We start from the raw sequence: 15,082 nt of genomic DNA, 5'->3' as shown, positions 1-15,082 counted from the left end.
ACTTTGATATAGAAAAGTATAAAATTGATGAGTAAACCTCGATATCGCAGATTTGCAATCCGTGATTTAAATTTTTATATTGTATAAGCGTAGATTGGAAATTTTTTGAATGAGGTTCTTTGGTAGGGAATGTCACGGATTATAAACTCGATGTCGCGGATTTGCAATCCGTGACTTTAATTTTCATATTGTAAAAGCATAGATTGAAAATTTTCATGAACGAAGTTCTTTGTTAGGGAAATGTCACGGATTAGAAATCCGCGACATCGGTGTTTTAAACTAGTCATAGTTGATTACATATTCCATTCCCAGCTCTTCTACATCTATTTTTAAATTCAATGGTGATGGGATCAGTTTTAAAGTGCTTTCATTCATATTGGTTCCGGAAATTACACCTAAATTATTCTCCAGAGCAATTTCTATAAATGTACAAAAGTCTGAGAAATAATTATCCGTCTCTACATCCGCAGAATAGATGTTCTCTTTATCCAGCCACAAAAGCTGTAAATCTTCATTCGTTACCCAATTGATCAGTCCATTACAATTGGAATAGGAGGAATAAAATATACTTCCCAATCCGTTATTGGTAAAGTTGTCCATAATTTCTTCTGCCGTGGAATTGGGTGTTGCCATTACACAATCTGTGAATATGGTTCTCCCCAATATCAGATGAGGATTAAATGCAGCACATTCAGAAAAAATGATGAGAGTAAGAAGGGAATTGATGCTTTCGATAATCTCTCCATTAGCATTCTCAAAATCTCTTTCATCCTGAAAACGTTTTTCAATAAAATCTGTATACGATTCGTTGATGCTTTTTTCTCGGGTCATAATCTCGTACAGGGCTTCATGAAGTTTAAAGTCTTTATCTAAAAACCTGCTGAATTTTATTATTTCTGCAATTTCCTTATCAATTGTATCCTCGCGTCTGTAAAGTATTCTTTTTGCAAATTTCGAATTAAAATATTTATGGAGCAATTGTCCGTCGTTTTTAAGATCGGGCACAATTTCCGAGTAGAATTTTCTGTCGTCGAAATGATGTAAAGTATTCCATGATCCCATATTTTTTTGGATAATTAGATTAATCTTTAAAGTAAGTGGTAAATCCTGCCAAGATTATTTTTTATGAGAAATTGATCTTTTCATCCGATTTGATGAACAGATGTTTTCAAAATTCACAGTTAAATTATGACTGCGGAATATGCGGAAAATTAAAATCTGTTGAGGGTGAGTGTTTTTCAGCTCAAAAGTTCCGTTATTTCTTTATGTTCGCGGTTTTGCGCCAACAGGAGAGCGGTATAATCTTCTGCAACAATACTTTTATCTGCACCATTTTCCAGAAGTAATGTTACAATTTCCTTATGTCCCATTTCAGATGCTCGGTGTAAAGCGGTAAAACCACGGTCGTCTTTTGCGTTCACATCAGCTCCGAAATGTAACAGCATCTTTAAATGTTCTATTTTGTTGGATTGACTGGCATTCATGATCGGAGTTGCCCCCTGAATTGTTCTCGCATTTGGATCTGCACCAAGCTCCAATAACTTCCGTAAAGATTCTGTATTTTCCGGTGCAGTTGCCCAATGTAAAGGCGAAAGTCCGTCGCCGGCTAAAGAATTGATGTTTGTCCCATTATTGATCTGGATTTCAATTTCCTGTATGTTGGATTGTGCAACAGCAATATGCAGTAAAGAATGGGTGCGGAGCATTCCTCTGGGAGAGGCGGTAAAGTTCTCGTCAAAAGTTCCTACATGTGCTTTATTTCCATAACTAGAAAATGCCCAAAGTCCTGCCTTATATGTGTCGGATAAGAGTGTTTCAGGCAGAGGAGCCGGAGCAATTTCTTCCAGAACATGGCTTATAAGAAGAAAGTTTAAAAAAGTATTTGTAAAAGCTTCAGTTTCTCCTTCCGTAAATTCCCCGATAATCTGTTCGATGATTAGCTGATTATTCTTTTGCGAAGTTTTAGCAATAACAAAAACCTCTCTCAGCCAGCTTCTAACAAATATCAGATATTCTCCGTCGAAATAAATTGCCCATTTGTGCTCCATTGTTTCGGGTTTAAACAATACTCCCGGAGCCAAAGAACCATCAATTATAAATTTTAAACCTGATTCTACGGTTCTGCTGTTCTTAGGATTTATATTCCAAAAAGTTCTGCCATCCTCCGTACCGTAAGAAATAGCATTAGCAGCCATCTGCTGATTTTGAGAGGTTGAAATCATGGTCTGGCTTAAAGGTCTTAAGTCCAGAAGTTTTATATTCCATGGGTTATCGGCAGGTTCTATCCATGGCAGGATTTCTTCAGAACGTTGTGGTTCCGGCTGTTGTTTTTTGCCAAAAAGCTTTTTAAAGAATGACATGATCTTATGTTTTAATGAGAATAGTTTGAATTTCCTGTCACCCATTGGCTCATCAGGAGAATTTGAATAAATTTATACAATCTTGACACAAGAAAGTTATGATTTGTTGAACGAATAATACGTCACATAAGTCCAGTATACAGAAAGGGGAGTGATATCGTTTTTTATCTCCTGAAGCCAGTATATATCTTTAAAATCAAATACATTTTCAGGTTTTTTCTCCAGAATTTCGTCGATGTCTTTAGAGATATTGATGATTTCGTTGTAGAGTGCGTCGTTTTGCTCTTCCAGAGGATACATATCTCCAATAAGATCATAAACTTCTCCGCCTTCCATAAAAAACAGATCCAGCTCTCTTTCCGGATATTTTTCAAAGAAATCTTTTGTTTCCTGTCTGTATGATTTTATTGCTTCGGCATCAAGATGAGGCTGTGTCTGAAGGTAATCCAGAAAATCGTAAAATTTATTCAGCCCTTTTTGAAAGTTTGCTGTAATAACGATGGGAAGCTCAAAGTTCCATATTTTTGAAGTCGACGTTCCGGTTTCGGAACCCAAAACGATTTTATAGAACAGCGGAATTTCATTCGCCCATTCTGAAACATCACGAAATTTGTTTAATTCTTTGTTTGCACTGTATAAGTACGTTCTATTTGCCATTGATTATTAGTTTTTTTATTAGCTTATCCGTATTCTTTCAAAAGTATGTATTACTGGAATCTTATGCAAATAAAGTTTTAGCTATTACTCCGAATAAAGATTTTTAGAAATAGAAAATGCCACGGATTTCAAATCCGCGACATCTGATTATTTTTTCATTGGTTTTATTTCAGAAAATAATTATTGAACTGTGTAATAAAGCGGCAACATAATAAACTCCCGCCAATACAAATTTATATTTTATCAATAATCATATTATTTTTCATCTGAACAGGCATGCCAACAACGGTTTTGGCAGTCGTGCCAACATTTCATTTCATGATCATCTCTTGCAATTTCTTCATTGAAGGTTTCTAGATAGCGATCTTTTGTTTTATAGAAAGAATTTTTAAGATCTATTGCATCTTGCTCACCACGCATACCGAAGTACGGAAAATGGTGTAAATAATATCCAAAAACGGTGTCGCAATCCTGATGATAAGCTCTTGTATCTAATATGTGATAATGCCAAAACTTATCCATAATTTTATTTGGGACGATTCCTCTGCCATATTTTTTGCACAGATGAAGATATCTTTTGTATTCAATTTCAGCGCTGTCGCATTGCTCGTAAGTCCAGTTTTCACCTTCTTCCGGTTCCCGGAGTTTCATCTTAACCATTTCAAGGTCGAGATTGGCAATTACAGGATCAATGTTTTTTTCGTTAATTAGATAAGAAATTCTTTCTGTAGAGATTGGATTTGGATAAATTAAAACTGTTTTTTCCATTTTGTAATATTTTTTTTGATTTATGAATTGTGTGCTGTTAACCAAAATCTTTTCAGGAAACGATCTTTGCTTCCTTCAATTGGGGTTCTTCCGTGAAAAATTCTATGATTGTCTACAATAAGAATATCCCTTTCTTTTAAGTTTAGTTTAATAGGTTCGGTTTTTTTAATCAGTCGTTGAAATTCTAGCATTGCAGGGTTTTGCTTATCTTCATTTCTTACAAGCCAGAAAGAATAATAAAATTTTCTGTTTCCTTTTTCATCTGTTGCAACGAAAGGATAGCTTTCTTTGTCGTCAGGAAAAATTTTATGTTCAAAAAGTTCTATAGATTTAAGTTGTTGTTTACTGTCTTCCGAAAGCTGCTGATAAATTTTTTCTGCATCCATCAAAATACTGTCACCGCCTAAGTCCGTCTGTTTGTAGCAATACCAAATAATATATTTAGCTTTATGATGGTCGGTATGAAAATCAAGCCCATTGGAGGAAGTAACCATTCCTTTACTTTCAGGCTTTACAACAACGTCGGTTGTAAAAATTACTTGTCCTAAAGAGTTGATTAGTTCGTTTAACTGTTCTTCGCTTTGGTCGGTGAGATGAAGGAAGCCATTGTCTGAAATTTTTTTAATCATATTATACTATTTTGTGTTATTTTTTGTCAACTAATCCGGAAAGGGTAAATTTTCACTTTGAAAAGAGGCGGGAATTGTAATTTCTTGCGTATTTCTTTTCTTTAAAAGATAGAAAGATCGAAGTTTCGTGTTTTTAAATAGACATCGGAGATTCAGAATTCAAAATAATTTTAAAGGATAAAGGGATTGAATTGATCTCTCCTGAAACATTAGAAAATTGCCAAATTCTTTATTTACACCGCATAATAGTGTTTTGTTTGTCATTGATTATTAGTTTTTTGTAGTATTTCAAATGTATGTATTACGAAAATATCCTGCAAATAAATTTTCAAAAATCAGCGACTATAAATCTGTAAAATCATTTTTACAATTTATCCACCGTAATGATAATTTTGTTTTTCTTCTGCTGAATATTCACCATTTTTCCTTCTCCGAAGCCTATTTCATCAAGCCATTTTCCTCTGAGGCGGATTTCCGGAACGATGATAAGTTTGTTGCTGCTTTTCTGAAATCTTGAATAAATTTTAAGTTTTCTTGAATTCGTCATGGTGTTTAGTTATCTGATAAATTTGGTTTTGGTTATTTGTTTTTACATTTTTCTGGCTGTACAGGAGGAAGTTGTAAAAATTTATGAACTTCCTGCCTATACAAACCAAGGGTATATGATAAATTGTGTTTTTAATCTCTAAATAATCAATTTATTACGCGCTTTCATTAGCTTTCTGTTTATCGTCTTATATGCTAAAAATTACCAGTTTTCGAATCGAGATTCTGAGCAATAGCTTTTTATATTCTTTGAAGTATCGCAAAGGTATTTTTAGCGTAACTTGTTTTACAAATATAAAACAATTCTTGAAATATGTACTATAGTACATAATTTTTTTTAATGTTTTTCATTCACTTTGACTTATGAATGAATCATTAGACGAAATAGAAAGATTTGTTATAAAACGTATAAAAGAAATACGTGAAACAAAAGGTATTACTCAAGAAGAGTTATCTCTTTCGATTGGTAAGAACATAGGATTCATTTCACAAATTGAGGCTCCTTCTAAAAAAGCTAAATATAACTTAATTCATTTAAATTTAATCGCCATTGCATTAGGTTGTTCTATTAAAGATTTCTTTCCCAATGAACCAATTAAAGAGAAGAAATACGATATTAAAGAAATTAAAACGAATAAGTCCTGATGAAGTTTGAAACTTTTAAATTACTCGATATCGCGGATTTGTAATCTGTGATTTTAATTTTTATATTGTATAAGCATAGATTGCAGATTTTTTGAACGAGGTTCTTTGGTAGGGAATGTCATGGATTTAAAATCCGCGCTATCGGTCAGTTCTTTAATCATCCACCGTAATAATAATTTTATTTTTCTTCTGCTGAATATTCACCATTTTTCCTTCTCCGAAGCCTATTTCATCAAGCCATTTTCCTCTGAGGCGGATTTCTGGAACGATGATCAGTCGGTTGCTGCTTTTCTGAAATCTTGAATAAATTTTAAGTTTTCTTGAATTCGTCATGGTGTTTAGTTATCTGATAAATTTGGTTTTGGTTATTTGTTTTTACATTTTTCTGGCTGTACAGGAGGAAGTTGTAAAAATGCCTGAGCTTCCTGCCTATACAAACCAAGGGTATATGATAAATTGTGTTTTTAATCTCTAAATAGACAATTGATTTTATATTAAATGCTTTTATTCGACAAATATAACAAAAAATCACAATACTGGCATATATCCCAATAATATTTATTTTTTATAAATGCAATTTAGTTGAAAACATAGTATTAATGGATTTTCACAAAGACCTGCAAATTTTGATAGGAAAGCGTATTTCTGAAATTAGAATGAAAAATAACCAAACTCAACAAGATTTAGAATTTCTAACAGGTATTGATTCGGCAGAAGTAAGTAAATATGAAAAAGGAAAAAGAAATCTAACTTTGAAAACTATGATAAAGTTTGCCGTAGCATTACAAATTCATCCAAAAGAATTATTTGATTTTGACTTTGATATAGAAAAGTATAAAATTGATGAGTAAACCTCGATATCGCAGATTTGCAATCCGTGATTTAAATTTTTATATTGTATAAGCGTAGATTGGGAATTTTTACGAATGAGGTTCTTTGGTAGGGAAATGTCACGGATTAGAAATCCGCGACATCTGAGTGCATTGTAAAAGCTTTTTTTCGCCAAAACGTTAATTTTTTTATGGCTAAATTATTTTATTTATTGAAAAACTTCTTTAATCATGTTTTTAATAGTTAAGTTTTCTAATTTATTTGTAATAGGTGTAACATTGTCTATATTGTCTTTCCAATGCATTCCTTCATTATATACAATTCCCAATAAATAATGAGTTTCCGGTGAAAGAATTCCTATAGACAAAGCATAATCTAATTTTTCCCTAGTTTTCCATGTGTCCAAAAATGTCTGTTGAAATATTGGAGAAGTTATTTTATTAAATGCTATTTCTTCAATTTTTATTCTTACAGCGCCACAAATCGCAAATGGGCAATATTCTCTGTCATTTAAATAATTTGAGACTTCTTGATCCAAAAATAATTGAAAATTATTATTTTCTCCCCATAATTCACTCAATCCTAAACTTCTAAATTCTGATCTTTTCGTTATATGATTGGGATGATAATGCAAGAGATACTTTGAAACATCATCTTTAATTAAGATATCGTTTCTTTTACGTAAAAGATTAATTAGGTTTGGATTAATTGTGGCAGTTGATTTATTAAGAAAATATATTTTTTGATCACTAAAAGCATAATTTTTAAAATAAAGAGGATTTAAATGGGTTAAAATTATAGGGTAAATTCTTTTATTTGAATTCTTAAATTCTTTTATAAATAAAGTTATATAGTATTGGGCAGCGATTAAGTTAGCATCATCTAAATAATCAAATACTTCGTCAATTATTAAAATATTTGACATTTTTTTTAAGCTTCTTTGAGCTTTAAAAAGCATAGAAACAAATGTTAGTATATCTCTTTGTCCATTTGATATATCAATAGCTTTGGGAAACTTTATAACTAATTGTCCATTAGTTTGACTACTTCTAATTCCTTTCCATGTGCAGTTTAATTGTGATAATGTGGTGTCAAATCTTGATTTTTCTAAAAGGTAGTTTGAATACTTACAAGCATTTTTAAAAAGCTCTATATTTTCATTAAATAACCAAATGCATTGTATCGCTAACAAATATGATTTTATTTCTGAATGATTCCCTAGTCCTAAATCAAAATCATTTATTATAGATGCAATTGTGTTTAAATGTGGTATTTGTTGTAGGTTAGATAGCAAACTAGAATCAATCCAATTTAATAATTTGTCCACAGTCATAGTTGTAGGGTTTTCATTAATTTGACTGATAACATTATTAATTTTGTTTTGAAATGTTAATCCATTTGCTCTTTCTAATATCAAATAATTTTCACTAATCTTTTCAATTAAAATTTTATTTTGAAATAGTACTGTAGCATTTGGTAATATTTTTGAGTTTACACCAAATTTTTGTTTGTAGTTTCTATGATGATATTGAAAAGGAATATTAGGTGGTATACTATCAATCAATACTATATTATTAATATCTAAAACAGCGGTTGCTCTTCCTCCATATTGACTTCCAATACCTCTTGGTTTTAGTTGATTATTTATTACAAAATAATCAAGATGTGGATATATTGTATTTGTGCTTGCTGTCGCTTCTAAATTAAGTATTGTTCCGTCTATGGTTTGATACTCAATTAAAATTTTTGGTTGTAATGATATATTGTTCTCATGTAAATCATCTTCATTCAATTTTATTCTTCGCTGATTCATGGATTTAAATGCAATAGCAAAAGAACTTTTCCCAAATCCATTTGGTGCAACAAGAATGCTAGGTTTATTGGGTGTAATATTCAAATCAAAAGTTTTATTTGAAATACCCTTGATATTCTCAATTGTAATTTTTTTTATCATGGTTAATTAGTTGTATAATATTATAATAGATTTAAGTAGTTTTTCTTGCAAATAATTCTTTTTCAATGAGTGTTTTATATATGTCAGAAGATCAAAAATATATAAATTTTTATTAAAATTGATATGTATAATATTGGTTCTGTATAATAAAATGTATATTATTTATAATTAGTCACTAAATTAAAATATCGCTATAATATTTTCTTACGGAAAACCATAATTCAAACAAAAAACCGCTCTGAAAATCAGAACGGTTTTATATATAAATTGTCTCAGCGACACACTGTTACATCATTCCCGGCATTCCGCCACCCATTGGCATTGCTGGTTCGTCTTTTTTCACTTCTGTGATTACACATTCAGTTGTTAAAAGCATTCCTGAAACAGAAGCTGCGTTTTCAAGGGCAACTCTTGTTACTTTTGTAGGATCGATGATCCCTGCTTCAAGCATGTTTACATACTCGTCTGTTTTCGCATTGTACCCGAAATCTCCGCTTCCTTCTGCTACTTTAGCAACGATTACAGAACCTTCTCCTCCTGCGTTAGCAACGATTTGTCTCAATGGCTCTTCGATCGCTCTTTTTACGATCTTGATCCCTGTGTTTTCGTCTGCATTTGCACCGGAAAGGCTTTCTAGAGAAGCGATTGCTCTTACCAAAGCAACACCACCACCTGCAACAATACCTTCTTCTACAGCAGCTCTTGTTGCGTGAAGCGCATCGTCCACTCTGTCTTTTTTCTCCTTCATTTCCACTTCAGAAGCAGCACCTACGTAAAGTACAGCAACACCTCCTGCTAATTTAGCTAGTCTTTCCTGAAGTTTCTCTCTGTCGTAGTCAGAAGTAGTCGTTTCCATCTGAGCTTTGATCTGTGCAACTCTTCCTTTGATTTTGCTGTCGTCACCACCACCGTTTACAATCGTAGTGTTGTCTTTGTCGATAGAAACTTTTTCAGCAGTTCCCAACATATCCAAAGAAATGTTTTCCATTGTGAAACCTTGCTCCTCAGAAATTACCTGTCCTCCGGTTAAGATTGCGATATCTTCCAACATTGCTTTTCTTCTGTCTCCGAATCCAGGCGCTTTTACCGCAGCAATTTTAAGAGAACCTCTTAATTTGTTTACCACTAAAGTTGCCAAAGCTTCTCCTTCAACTTCTTCAGAGATAATTAATAAAGATTTTCCTCCCTGAGCGATTGGTTCAAGAACAGGAAGCAATTCTTTCATGGAAGAGATTTTTTTCTCAACCAAAAGGATGTATGGGTTTTCAAGTTCAGCCAACATTTTTTCAGGATTCGTTACGAAATACGGCGACTGATACCCTCTGTCGAACTGCATCCCTTCTACAACGTCTACGGTTGTATCGATTCCTTTAGCTTCTTCTACAGTGATAACTCCTTCTTTACCTACTTTTCCGAACGCTTCAGCGATTAAAGCACCGATAGTTTCGTCGTTGTTCGCAGAAACAGAAGCTACCTGCTTTACTTTATCTGTAGAATCTCCAACTTCCTGAGACTGAGCTTTTAAGTTCTCAACTACTGTTGCAACCGCTTTGTCGATTCCTCTTTTCAAATCCATTGGGTTTGCACCTGCAGCTACGTTTTTAAGACCTTCTCTTACGATAGCCTGTGCCAGAACAGTAGCGGTAGTAGTACCGTCTCCTGCGATATCATTGGTTTTGGAAGCCACTTCTTTTACCATTTGCGCTCCCATGTTTTCTACTCTGTCTTCAAGTTCGATTTCTTTTGCAACTGAAACCCCGTCTTTGGTAACGTGAGGTGCACCGAAAGATTTTTCGATCACCACGTTTCTCCCTTTTGGTCCTAAAGTTACTTTTACTGCATTAGCCAATGCATCAACACCTCTTTTTAAAGCGTCTCTTGATTCGATATCGAATTTTATTTCTTTTGCCATTGTTTTAAGCTTTTGGCGATTTGCTTTTAGCTTTTGGCTTTAGCAATTCGCGGTTTATTTTTTATAATTTGATTTTAATTTCCGTTAAGCCTGTTCCAAAGCGTGACAAGCTTCTTTTTTAGCAGGGTTAATTATTCTGAAAGATTTTGGTATTCATTTTCCTGAATGTAATCTAAATCTTTAGCAAGAATTAATTGGTTTTCTGCTTCGTTGGATGATTTCAGCGCAATATTGATGAAATTAGCAAACTTTTTATCTGAATTTCTTCCGCTTCCTTCCGAAATATTATATCCGATAGAAGCAAATGATCTCCTGACTTGAGAGGTCAACCCAAACATTTCTTCCTTTGGAAAATTTTTGGTTGAGGTATACATTTTTAAAGTCAGTTGATGGCTTAATTGCCAAACTTCAAATTTTTTGAAATCTCTCATTTACTATTTTCAATGCTGGAAAGCCATCTGCCAGAAGCAAAAAGCTATTAGCCAATTATTCCTAGTAAATCTCCCTCTTTTACAATTAAATAATCTTTTCCTTCTAATTTCAATTCAGAACCTGAATATTTCCCGTAAAGAACTTTGTCACCCACTTTTACAGTTGTAGGCTCATCTTTTTTGCCCGGGCCAACTGCCACAACAGTACCTTCCTGAGGTTTTTCTTTTGCGGTGTCCGGGATAATAATACCTGAAGCTGTTTTAGTTTCTGCAGCGATCGGCTCGATCAAAACTCTGTCTGCTAATGGTTTAAAGTTTACTGACATAATATATTTAATTTTTTAATTATTTCTGTGTTGTAATTCTCTAATTGTATGCCAACAGAGACAAAAGAAAATTTTGGCAGACTAATTTTTGCCGAGCGGAAATTTTGGCAGAAAAAAAAGCTTGCCGTTAGACAAACTTTTAATGAATTATTTCACAGATTCCATAACCATTTTTCTTCCGTCGGAATCTATTTCCTGTTTTAAAACCTTCCTTGTTGAAGAATCAATATAATACGTGACTACAGACTTTCTGTCCAGAATATCATCTGTTATTTTTACGATCCAGACTTTATCACCGTTAAGATCTCCTTTGGTTATATTTTCCACATATGCTTTTATAACGCCTTTTTTAGCAGCCGGATTATAATCGAAAATCGGCATTTCTGCGGATATATTTTCTTTTAAAGGCATAAATCTTATGATTGCGGGATAGGCATTGCTGTCGAAATATTCAGTAGAAATTTTTTCGTCGATAATGTCTTTTTTCTGTGCTTTTTTATCGAAATAATATCCTGTTGCTTTATTTTTTTCAAATTTAATCACCATGTCTCTCATCATATTGTATGAGGAATGATATATCGGCTGAAAATCTGAAATTCTAACCACCGTAGAATCCGTCCATGGTTTGTCCGGAGCCTGATTCATCTTTACCGTAGTTTTAAGAAGAAGTCTGTTTTTGTCTAACTTTTTTACCTCAGAGGTTATTTTCCCGATTTCCATTTTCTGATCACCTTTTTCGGCGTACCATACTGCATCGGAAATTTCATCTTTAATGTATTGCGATTCGAGTTTTACATTACTTGGAACAATGGTTTTCTGAGCAAAAAATTGGGCACTGCTCATTATTAAAAGGATCAGAAATAGTCTCATGATTTTTTAATAATAAGTAGTGCCCTTTATGTAAAAGTTACAGAACTTTTCGGCTTATTTTTTCCCTGCAGCCTGCATCGGGTTTACTCTTCCGTTAGAAGCGCCTCTTGCATTTCCTGCTTCTTTCTGTTTAAAGAGATCGAATTTGGAAACCTGTGCCGTTCCGCCGTCGTTGCTCCAGAAATTGTTGGAAGTATCAATATCGGCAGTTTCTCTCATCGGATCAAGCTGAACAGATTTTAATTTCTTTTCAAAATAATACGTTTTAGAAACTTTCTGCTCGTTCATTCTCCAGATCTGTGCAGAAGATTTGTCGGTAAGTTTTGTTCCGTCCTCAAAAGTAAATTCTAAAATAATCGGCATTACCAAACCTCCTTTGTTCACGAAATCGATCTGATAAGCGGTAAGATTTTTAAATTTATCTTTTTCTTTCTGCGTTAAAGGTTCAGTACCGTCGAATTTAGAAGTGTATTCTTTGTTGTTATCCACTTTTTCCTGACCTCTGTCGTATCTGTAATAGAAATCCTGTGCTTCCTTGTCTTTGTCTACGTAGAAAGTAATGTTTTTATCTTCTCTGTTTCTGATTTTTGAAATGTCTTCAAATTCGTTCAGGGCAGGTTTATCAACTTTATATTTATTTTCTTTGGCTTCTCTTGGAGCAGTATTCAGATCCGGAGCTGCAATCGTCACTTTATCAATCGCGATATCTACGGGATCAGTTCCATAGAACCATCCTCTCCAGAACCAGTCCAGATCTTCACCGCTTGCGTCTTCCATCGTTCTGAAAAAATCTGCAGGTTCAGGATGTCTGAAAGCCCATCTTTTCGCATAGGTTTTAAAAGCTTTATCAAAAAGTTCTCTTCCCATGATCGTTTCACGAAGAATATTTAATCCTGTTGCCGGTTTGGAATACGCATTCGGACCAAACTGAATAATATTTTCAGAATTGCTCATAATCGGCTCTAGTTGATCTTTCGGAAGTTTCATGTAATCCACAATCGTCCACGCCGGACCTCTTTTTGAAGGGAATTTATTATCCCATTTTTCTTCGGTAAGATATTCCACGAAAGTGTTTAATCCTTCGTCCATCCAGCTCCATTGTCTTTCGTCCGAATTAATAATCATCGGGAAGAAGTTATGTCCCACCTCGTGAATCACAACGCCCAACATTCCGTTTTTAATTCCCTCAGAATAGGTTCCGTCTTTTTCCGTTCTTCCGTAGTTGAAACAGATCATCGGATATTCCATTCCGTTTGCCGCTTCTACAGACTGCGCAACAGGATATGGATAAGGAATAGTAAATTCTGAATAGGTTTTGATCGTATGCGCAACCGCTTTGGTTGAATATTTTCTGTATAATCCATAAGCTTCTTTCGGATAAAAGCTCATTGCCATTACTTTATTGTTGTTTTCAGGAATCGTAACGCCCATTCCGTCCCACACAAATTTTCTTGAAGAAGTCCATGCGAAATCTCTCACGTCATTCGCTTCAAACGTCCATGTTTTTCTCTGCTTTGAATGATTTTTCTCCGCTTTTTTAGCTTCATCCAGAGTCACGATTTCTACAGGTTCAGTAGAAGTTTTAGACTTGTTGTATCTTGCTAATTGCTCAGATGTTAAAACCTGATCGTAGTTTTTACATTCTCCTGTTCCACCCACAACATGATCTGCAGGAACATTCATTGAAACTTTAAAATTTCCGAAAACCAGGGCAAATTCTCCTCTTCCTGTAAACTGATGATTCTGCCATCCGTGGAAATCGCTGTATACACACATTCTCGGATACCATTGCGTCATGGTGTAAAGATCGTTTCCTTCTTCAGGGAAGTTTTCGTAACCGCCACGACCGCCCATTTTCATTCGGTTTGGGATATTGTAGTTCCAGTCTACTTTGAAAACCAGTTTTTCTCCTTTTTTCAGAACTTTAGGAAGATCAATACGCATCATGGTTTTATTGACGGTATATTTCAAAGGATTTCCTGAAGCATCTGTTACTTTTTCAAGATTTACTCCATAACCATTATCGATTGCCGGAACTTCAGAAGCTTTCAACTGTTGGTCTGTTGCCGCTTTCGGAAGGGTAGAAGAGAAAGGGAAGTCCGCTTTCTTTACCGTTGACTGTTGATTCTCATCAAGCTGAAGCCAGATATAATCCAGATCATCCGGAGAATTGTTGTAATACGTAATGGTTTCAGAACCTTTTAAATTTCTTTTGTCTTCGTCCAGATATGCATTGATCTCGTAATCGGCTCTGTTTTGCCAATAGCCGTGACCGGGAGCTCCGGAAGCGGTTCTGTAGATATTGGGCGTAGGAAGAATGGTTCCTAACTGTTCGAATTTATTTCCGTGGTTGCTTCCCGGATTATTCTGAATATTTTGTGCGGTGAAACCTGTATACGCAAATACAGAAAGAGAAAGTATGGCAACTTTTAGTTTCATAACCGAAATTGTTTTAAAGATTTTCAAATATAATAATAAGTAGCTGAAAATTTGAAAATGTTTCAGCGTTAAAAAGGAATTCTTTCTAATGTCATTTTTAAGGATAAAGCAAATACGCCGGAAGAGACAAAAAGAATCCAGTCTTTCTGGTTCACTTTGAATAGTTTAAGCAAAATAAAGAGCAGCATTAAAATCCCGAAAACAATGGCAATCTGTCCCAATTCCAACCCAATATTAAACCCTAAAAGAGGAACGGCAATACTCTGGCTTTTGGCAATCATCACTCTTGCGGTATTCGCAAAGCCCATTCCGTGGATCAATCCAAAAATTAAGGCTAAATAATAATTGGCGTTATTCTGAGACTGTTTTTTATTTCGGATGAGAATATTATTCAGCGAAGTTAAAACAATCGTTAGCGGAATGAGAAATTCTATCCAGTCTGAATTGATTCTTATAATGTCAAAAGTGCTTAATGCCAAAGTAATGGAATGTCCTATGGTGAAAGCGGTGACAAGAATTAAAACTTTCTTTAGATCGTTAAAAGAATACACTGCAATTAAAGCCAGAACAAAAAGCTGATGATCGAGTGCATCCAAAGAAATAATGTGTTCCCAGCCGAGGTTCAGATAGAATAAAAAATCCTGCATTTTTCCAATATTATTTTTGAAACGCGATGATACAAAATTTATTTTAACTTTGTTATAAAATTCAATG

At 34.2% G+C, this 15,082-nt stretch carries 16 protein-coding genes; 2 read left to right on the top strand and 14 right to left on the bottom strand.

Going from position 1 to position 15,082, the window contains the following annotated elements:
• Nucleotides 1-279 precede the first annotated feature (279 nt).
• The 6 genes from DD829_RS16680 to DD829_RS16655 all read right to left on the bottom strand — a co-directional run bounded on the left by DD829_RS16680 (nucleotide 280) and on the right by DD829_RS16655 (nucleotide 4,961).
• Nucleotides 280-1,062: a hypothetical protein gene (locus DD829_RS16680; RefSeq protein WP_108411418.1), complete on the bottom strand. Its 783-nt coding sequence runs from the start codon at nucleotides 1,060-1,062 to the stop codon at nucleotides 280-282.
• 176 nt (nucleotides 1,063-1,238) lie between these two features.
• A complete protein-coding gene (locus tag DD829_RS16675) occupies nucleotides 1,239-2,360 on the bottom strand; it encodes an ankyrin repeat domain-containing protein (protein WP_165796738.1) in 1,122 nt (373 codons plus the stop codon).
• 96 nt (nucleotides 2,361-2,456) lie between these two features.
• A complete protein-coding gene (locus tag DD829_RS16670; RefSeq protein WP_108411416.1) occupies nucleotides 2,457-3,017 on the bottom strand; it encodes a hypothetical protein in 561 nt (186 codons plus the stop codon).
• Nucleotides 3,018-3,272: 255 nt separating this feature from the next.
• Nucleotides 3,273-3,785, bottom strand: a complete 513-nt coding sequence (locus DD829_RS16665) for a glycine-rich domain-containing protein (protein WP_108411415.1) — start codon at nucleotides 3,783-3,785, stop codon at nucleotides 3,273-3,275.
• Nucleotides 3,786-3,805: 20 nt separating this feature from the next.
• A complete protein-coding gene (locus DD829_RS16660; protein ID WP_108411414.1) occupies nucleotides 3,806-4,414 on the bottom strand; it encodes a TauD/TfdA family dioxygenase in 609 nt (202 codons plus the stop codon).
• 364 nt (nucleotides 4,415-4,778) lie between these two features.
• The gene (locus tag DD829_RS16655; RefSeq protein WP_108411174.1) at nucleotides 4,779-4,961 is read right to left on the bottom strand and encodes a SymE family type I addiction module toxin; all 183 of its coding nucleotides are present in this window, start codon (nucleotides 4,959-4,961) and stop codon (nucleotides 4,779-4,781) included.
• Between the two features lie 362 nt (nucleotides 4,962-5,323).
• Between DD829_RS16655 and DD829_RS16650 the strand changes: the two genes are divergently transcribed.
• On the top strand, nucleotides 5,324-5,605 hold the full coding sequence (locus DD829_RS16650; RefSeq protein WP_108411173.1) for a helix-turn-helix domain-containing protein: 282 nt from the start codon (nucleotides 5,324-5,326) through the stop codon (nucleotides 5,603-5,605).
• A gap of 153 nt (nucleotides 5,606-5,758) precedes the next feature.
• Here the strand turns inward: DD829_RS16650 and DD829_RS16645 are convergent, their stop codons facing one another.
• Nucleotides 5,759-5,938, bottom strand: coding sequence for a SymE family type I addiction module toxin (locus tag DD829_RS16645; RefSeq protein WP_108411172.1), 180 nt, complete (start codon nucleotides 5,936-5,938; stop codon nucleotides 5,759-5,761).
• 266 nt (nucleotides 5,939-6,204) lie between these two features.
• On the opposite strand from DD829_RS16645, the gene DD829_RS16640 reads away from it, so the two are divergent.
• A complete protein-coding gene (locus tag DD829_RS16640; RefSeq protein WP_087707305.1) occupies nucleotides 6,205-6,456 on the top strand; it encodes a helix-turn-helix domain-containing protein in 252 nt (83 codons plus the stop codon).
• A gap of 188 nt (nucleotides 6,457-6,644) precedes the next feature.
• Here DD829_RS16640 and DD829_RS16635 read toward each other — a convergent pair whose 3' ends face one another.
• From DD829_RS16635 to DD829_RS16605, 7 genes are all read right to left on the bottom strand, one after another.
• The gene (locus DD829_RS16635) at nucleotides 6,645-8,390 is read right to left on the bottom strand and encodes a hypothetical protein (protein WP_116547951.1); all 1,746 of its coding nucleotides are present in this window, start codon (nucleotides 8,388-8,390) and stop codon (nucleotides 6,645-6,647) included.
• Nucleotides 8,391-8,676: 286 nt separating this feature from the next.
• Nucleotides 8,677-10,302, bottom strand: a complete 1,626-nt coding sequence (gene groL, locus DD829_RS16630; protein WP_076390782.1) for a chaperonin GroEL — start codon at nucleotides 10,300-10,302, stop codon at nucleotides 8,677-8,679.
• A gap of 131 nt (nucleotides 10,303-10,433) precedes the next feature.
• Entirely contained in the window at nucleotides 10,434-10,733 is a 300-nt protein-coding gene (locus tag DD829_RS16625) for a four helix bundle protein (protein ID WP_108409548.1), read from the bottom strand.
• 47 nt (nucleotides 10,734-10,780) lie between these two features.
• Nucleotides 10,781-11,059, bottom strand: coding sequence for a co-chaperone GroES (gene groES / locus DD829_RS16620; RefSeq protein ID WP_029295711.1), 279 nt, complete (start codon nucleotides 11,057-11,059; stop codon nucleotides 10,781-10,783).
• Between the two features lie 147 nt (nucleotides 11,060-11,206).
• Nucleotides 11,207-11,929 carry a hypothetical protein gene (locus DD829_RS16615; RefSeq protein WP_108409187.1) on the bottom strand — a complete coding sequence of 241 codons (723 nt, stop codon included), beginning with the start codon at nucleotides 11,927-11,929 and terminating at the stop codon, nucleotides 11,207-11,209.
• 54 nt (nucleotides 11,930-11,983) lie between these two features.
• Nucleotides 11,984-14,368, bottom strand: a complete 2,385-nt coding sequence (locus tag DD829_RS16610; protein WP_108409188.1) for a M1 family metallopeptidase — start codon at nucleotides 14,366-14,368, stop codon at nucleotides 11,984-11,986.
• 68 nt (nucleotides 14,369-14,436) lie between these two features.
• Nucleotides 14,437-15,015: a HupE/UreJ family protein gene (locus tag DD829_RS16605; protein ID WP_108409189.1), complete on the bottom strand. Its 579-nt coding sequence runs from the start codon at nucleotides 15,013-15,015 to the stop codon at nucleotides 14,437-14,439.
• Nucleotides 15,016-15,082: the final 67 nt, after the last annotated feature.

Origin of the sequence: Chryseobacterium sp. HMWF035 (assembly GCF_003094695.1) — a bacterium.
In the GTDB taxonomy this organism is placed as follows: Bacteria; Bacteroidota; Bacteroidia; order Flavobacteriales; family Weeksellaceae; genus Chryseobacterium; species Chryseobacterium gambrini.
This window is presented reverse-complemented; position numbering and strand designations above follow the sequence as displayed.

What these genes read in the sequence shown, in the direction of transcription:
- DD829_RS16680 (WP_108411418.1), bottom strand. Translation starts at nt 1,062, where the DNA reads ATGGGATCATGGAATACTTTACATCATTTCGACGACAGAAAATTCTAC.
- DD829_RS16675 (WP_165796738.1), bottom strand. Translation starts at nt 2,360, where the DNA reads ATGTCATTCTTTAAAAAGCTTTTTGGCAAAAAACAACAGCCGGAACCA.
- DD829_RS16670 (WP_108411416.1), bottom strand. Translation starts at nt 3,017, where the DNA reads ATGGCAAATAGAACGTACTTATACAGTGCAAACAAAGAATTAAACAAA.
- DD829_RS16665 (WP_108411415.1), bottom strand. Translation starts at nt 3,785, where the DNA reads ATGGAAAAAACAGTTTTAATTTATCCAAATCCAATCTCTACAGAAAGA.
- DD829_RS16660 (WP_108411414.1), bottom strand. Translation starts at nt 4,414, where the DNA reads ATGATTAAAAAAATTTCAGACAATGGCTTCCTTCATCTCACCGACCAA.
- DD829_RS16655 (WP_108411174.1), bottom strand. Translation starts at nt 4,961, where the DNA reads ATGACGAATTCAAGAAAACTTAAAATTTATTCAAGATTTCAGAAAAGC.
- DD829_RS16650 (WP_108411173.1), top strand. Translation starts at nt 5,324, where the DNA reads ATGAATGAATCATTAGACGAAATAGAAAGATTTGTTATAAAACGTATA.
- DD829_RS16645 (WP_108411172.1), bottom strand. Translation starts at nt 5,938, where the DNA reads ATGACGAATTCAAGAAAACTTAAAATTTATTCAAGATTTCAGAAAAGC.
- DD829_RS16640 (WP_087707305.1), top strand. Translation starts at nt 6,205, where the DNA reads ATGGATTTTCACAAAGACCTGCAAATTTTGATAGGAAAGCGTATTTCT.
- DD829_RS16635 (WP_116547951.1), bottom strand. Translation starts at nt 8,390, where the DNA reads ATGATAAAAAAAATTACAATTGAGAATATCAAGGGTATTTCAAATAAA.
- groL (WP_076390782.1), bottom strand. Translation starts at nt 10,302, where the DNA reads ATGGCAAAAGAAATAAAATTCGATATCGAATCAAGAGACGCTTTAAAA.
- DD829_RS16625 (WP_108409548.1), bottom strand. Translation starts at nt 10,733, where the DNA reads ATGAGAGATTTCAAAAAATTTGAAGTTTGGCAATTAAGCCATCAACTG.
- groES (WP_029295711.1), bottom strand. Translation starts at nt 11,059, where the DNA reads ATGTCAGTAAACTTTAAACCATTAGCAGACAGAGTTTTGATCGAGCCG.
- DD829_RS16615 (WP_108409187.1), bottom strand. Translation starts at nt 11,929, where the DNA reads ATGAGACTATTTCTGATCCTTTTAATAATGAGCAGTGCCCAATTTTTT.
- DD829_RS16610 (WP_108409188.1), bottom strand. Translation starts at nt 14,368, where the DNA reads ATGAAACTAAAAGTTGCCATACTTTCTCTTTCTGTATTTGCGTATACA.
- DD829_RS16605 (WP_108409189.1), bottom strand. Translation starts at nt 15,015, where the DNA reads ATGCAGGATTTTTTATTCTATCTGAACCTCGGCTGGGAACACATTATT.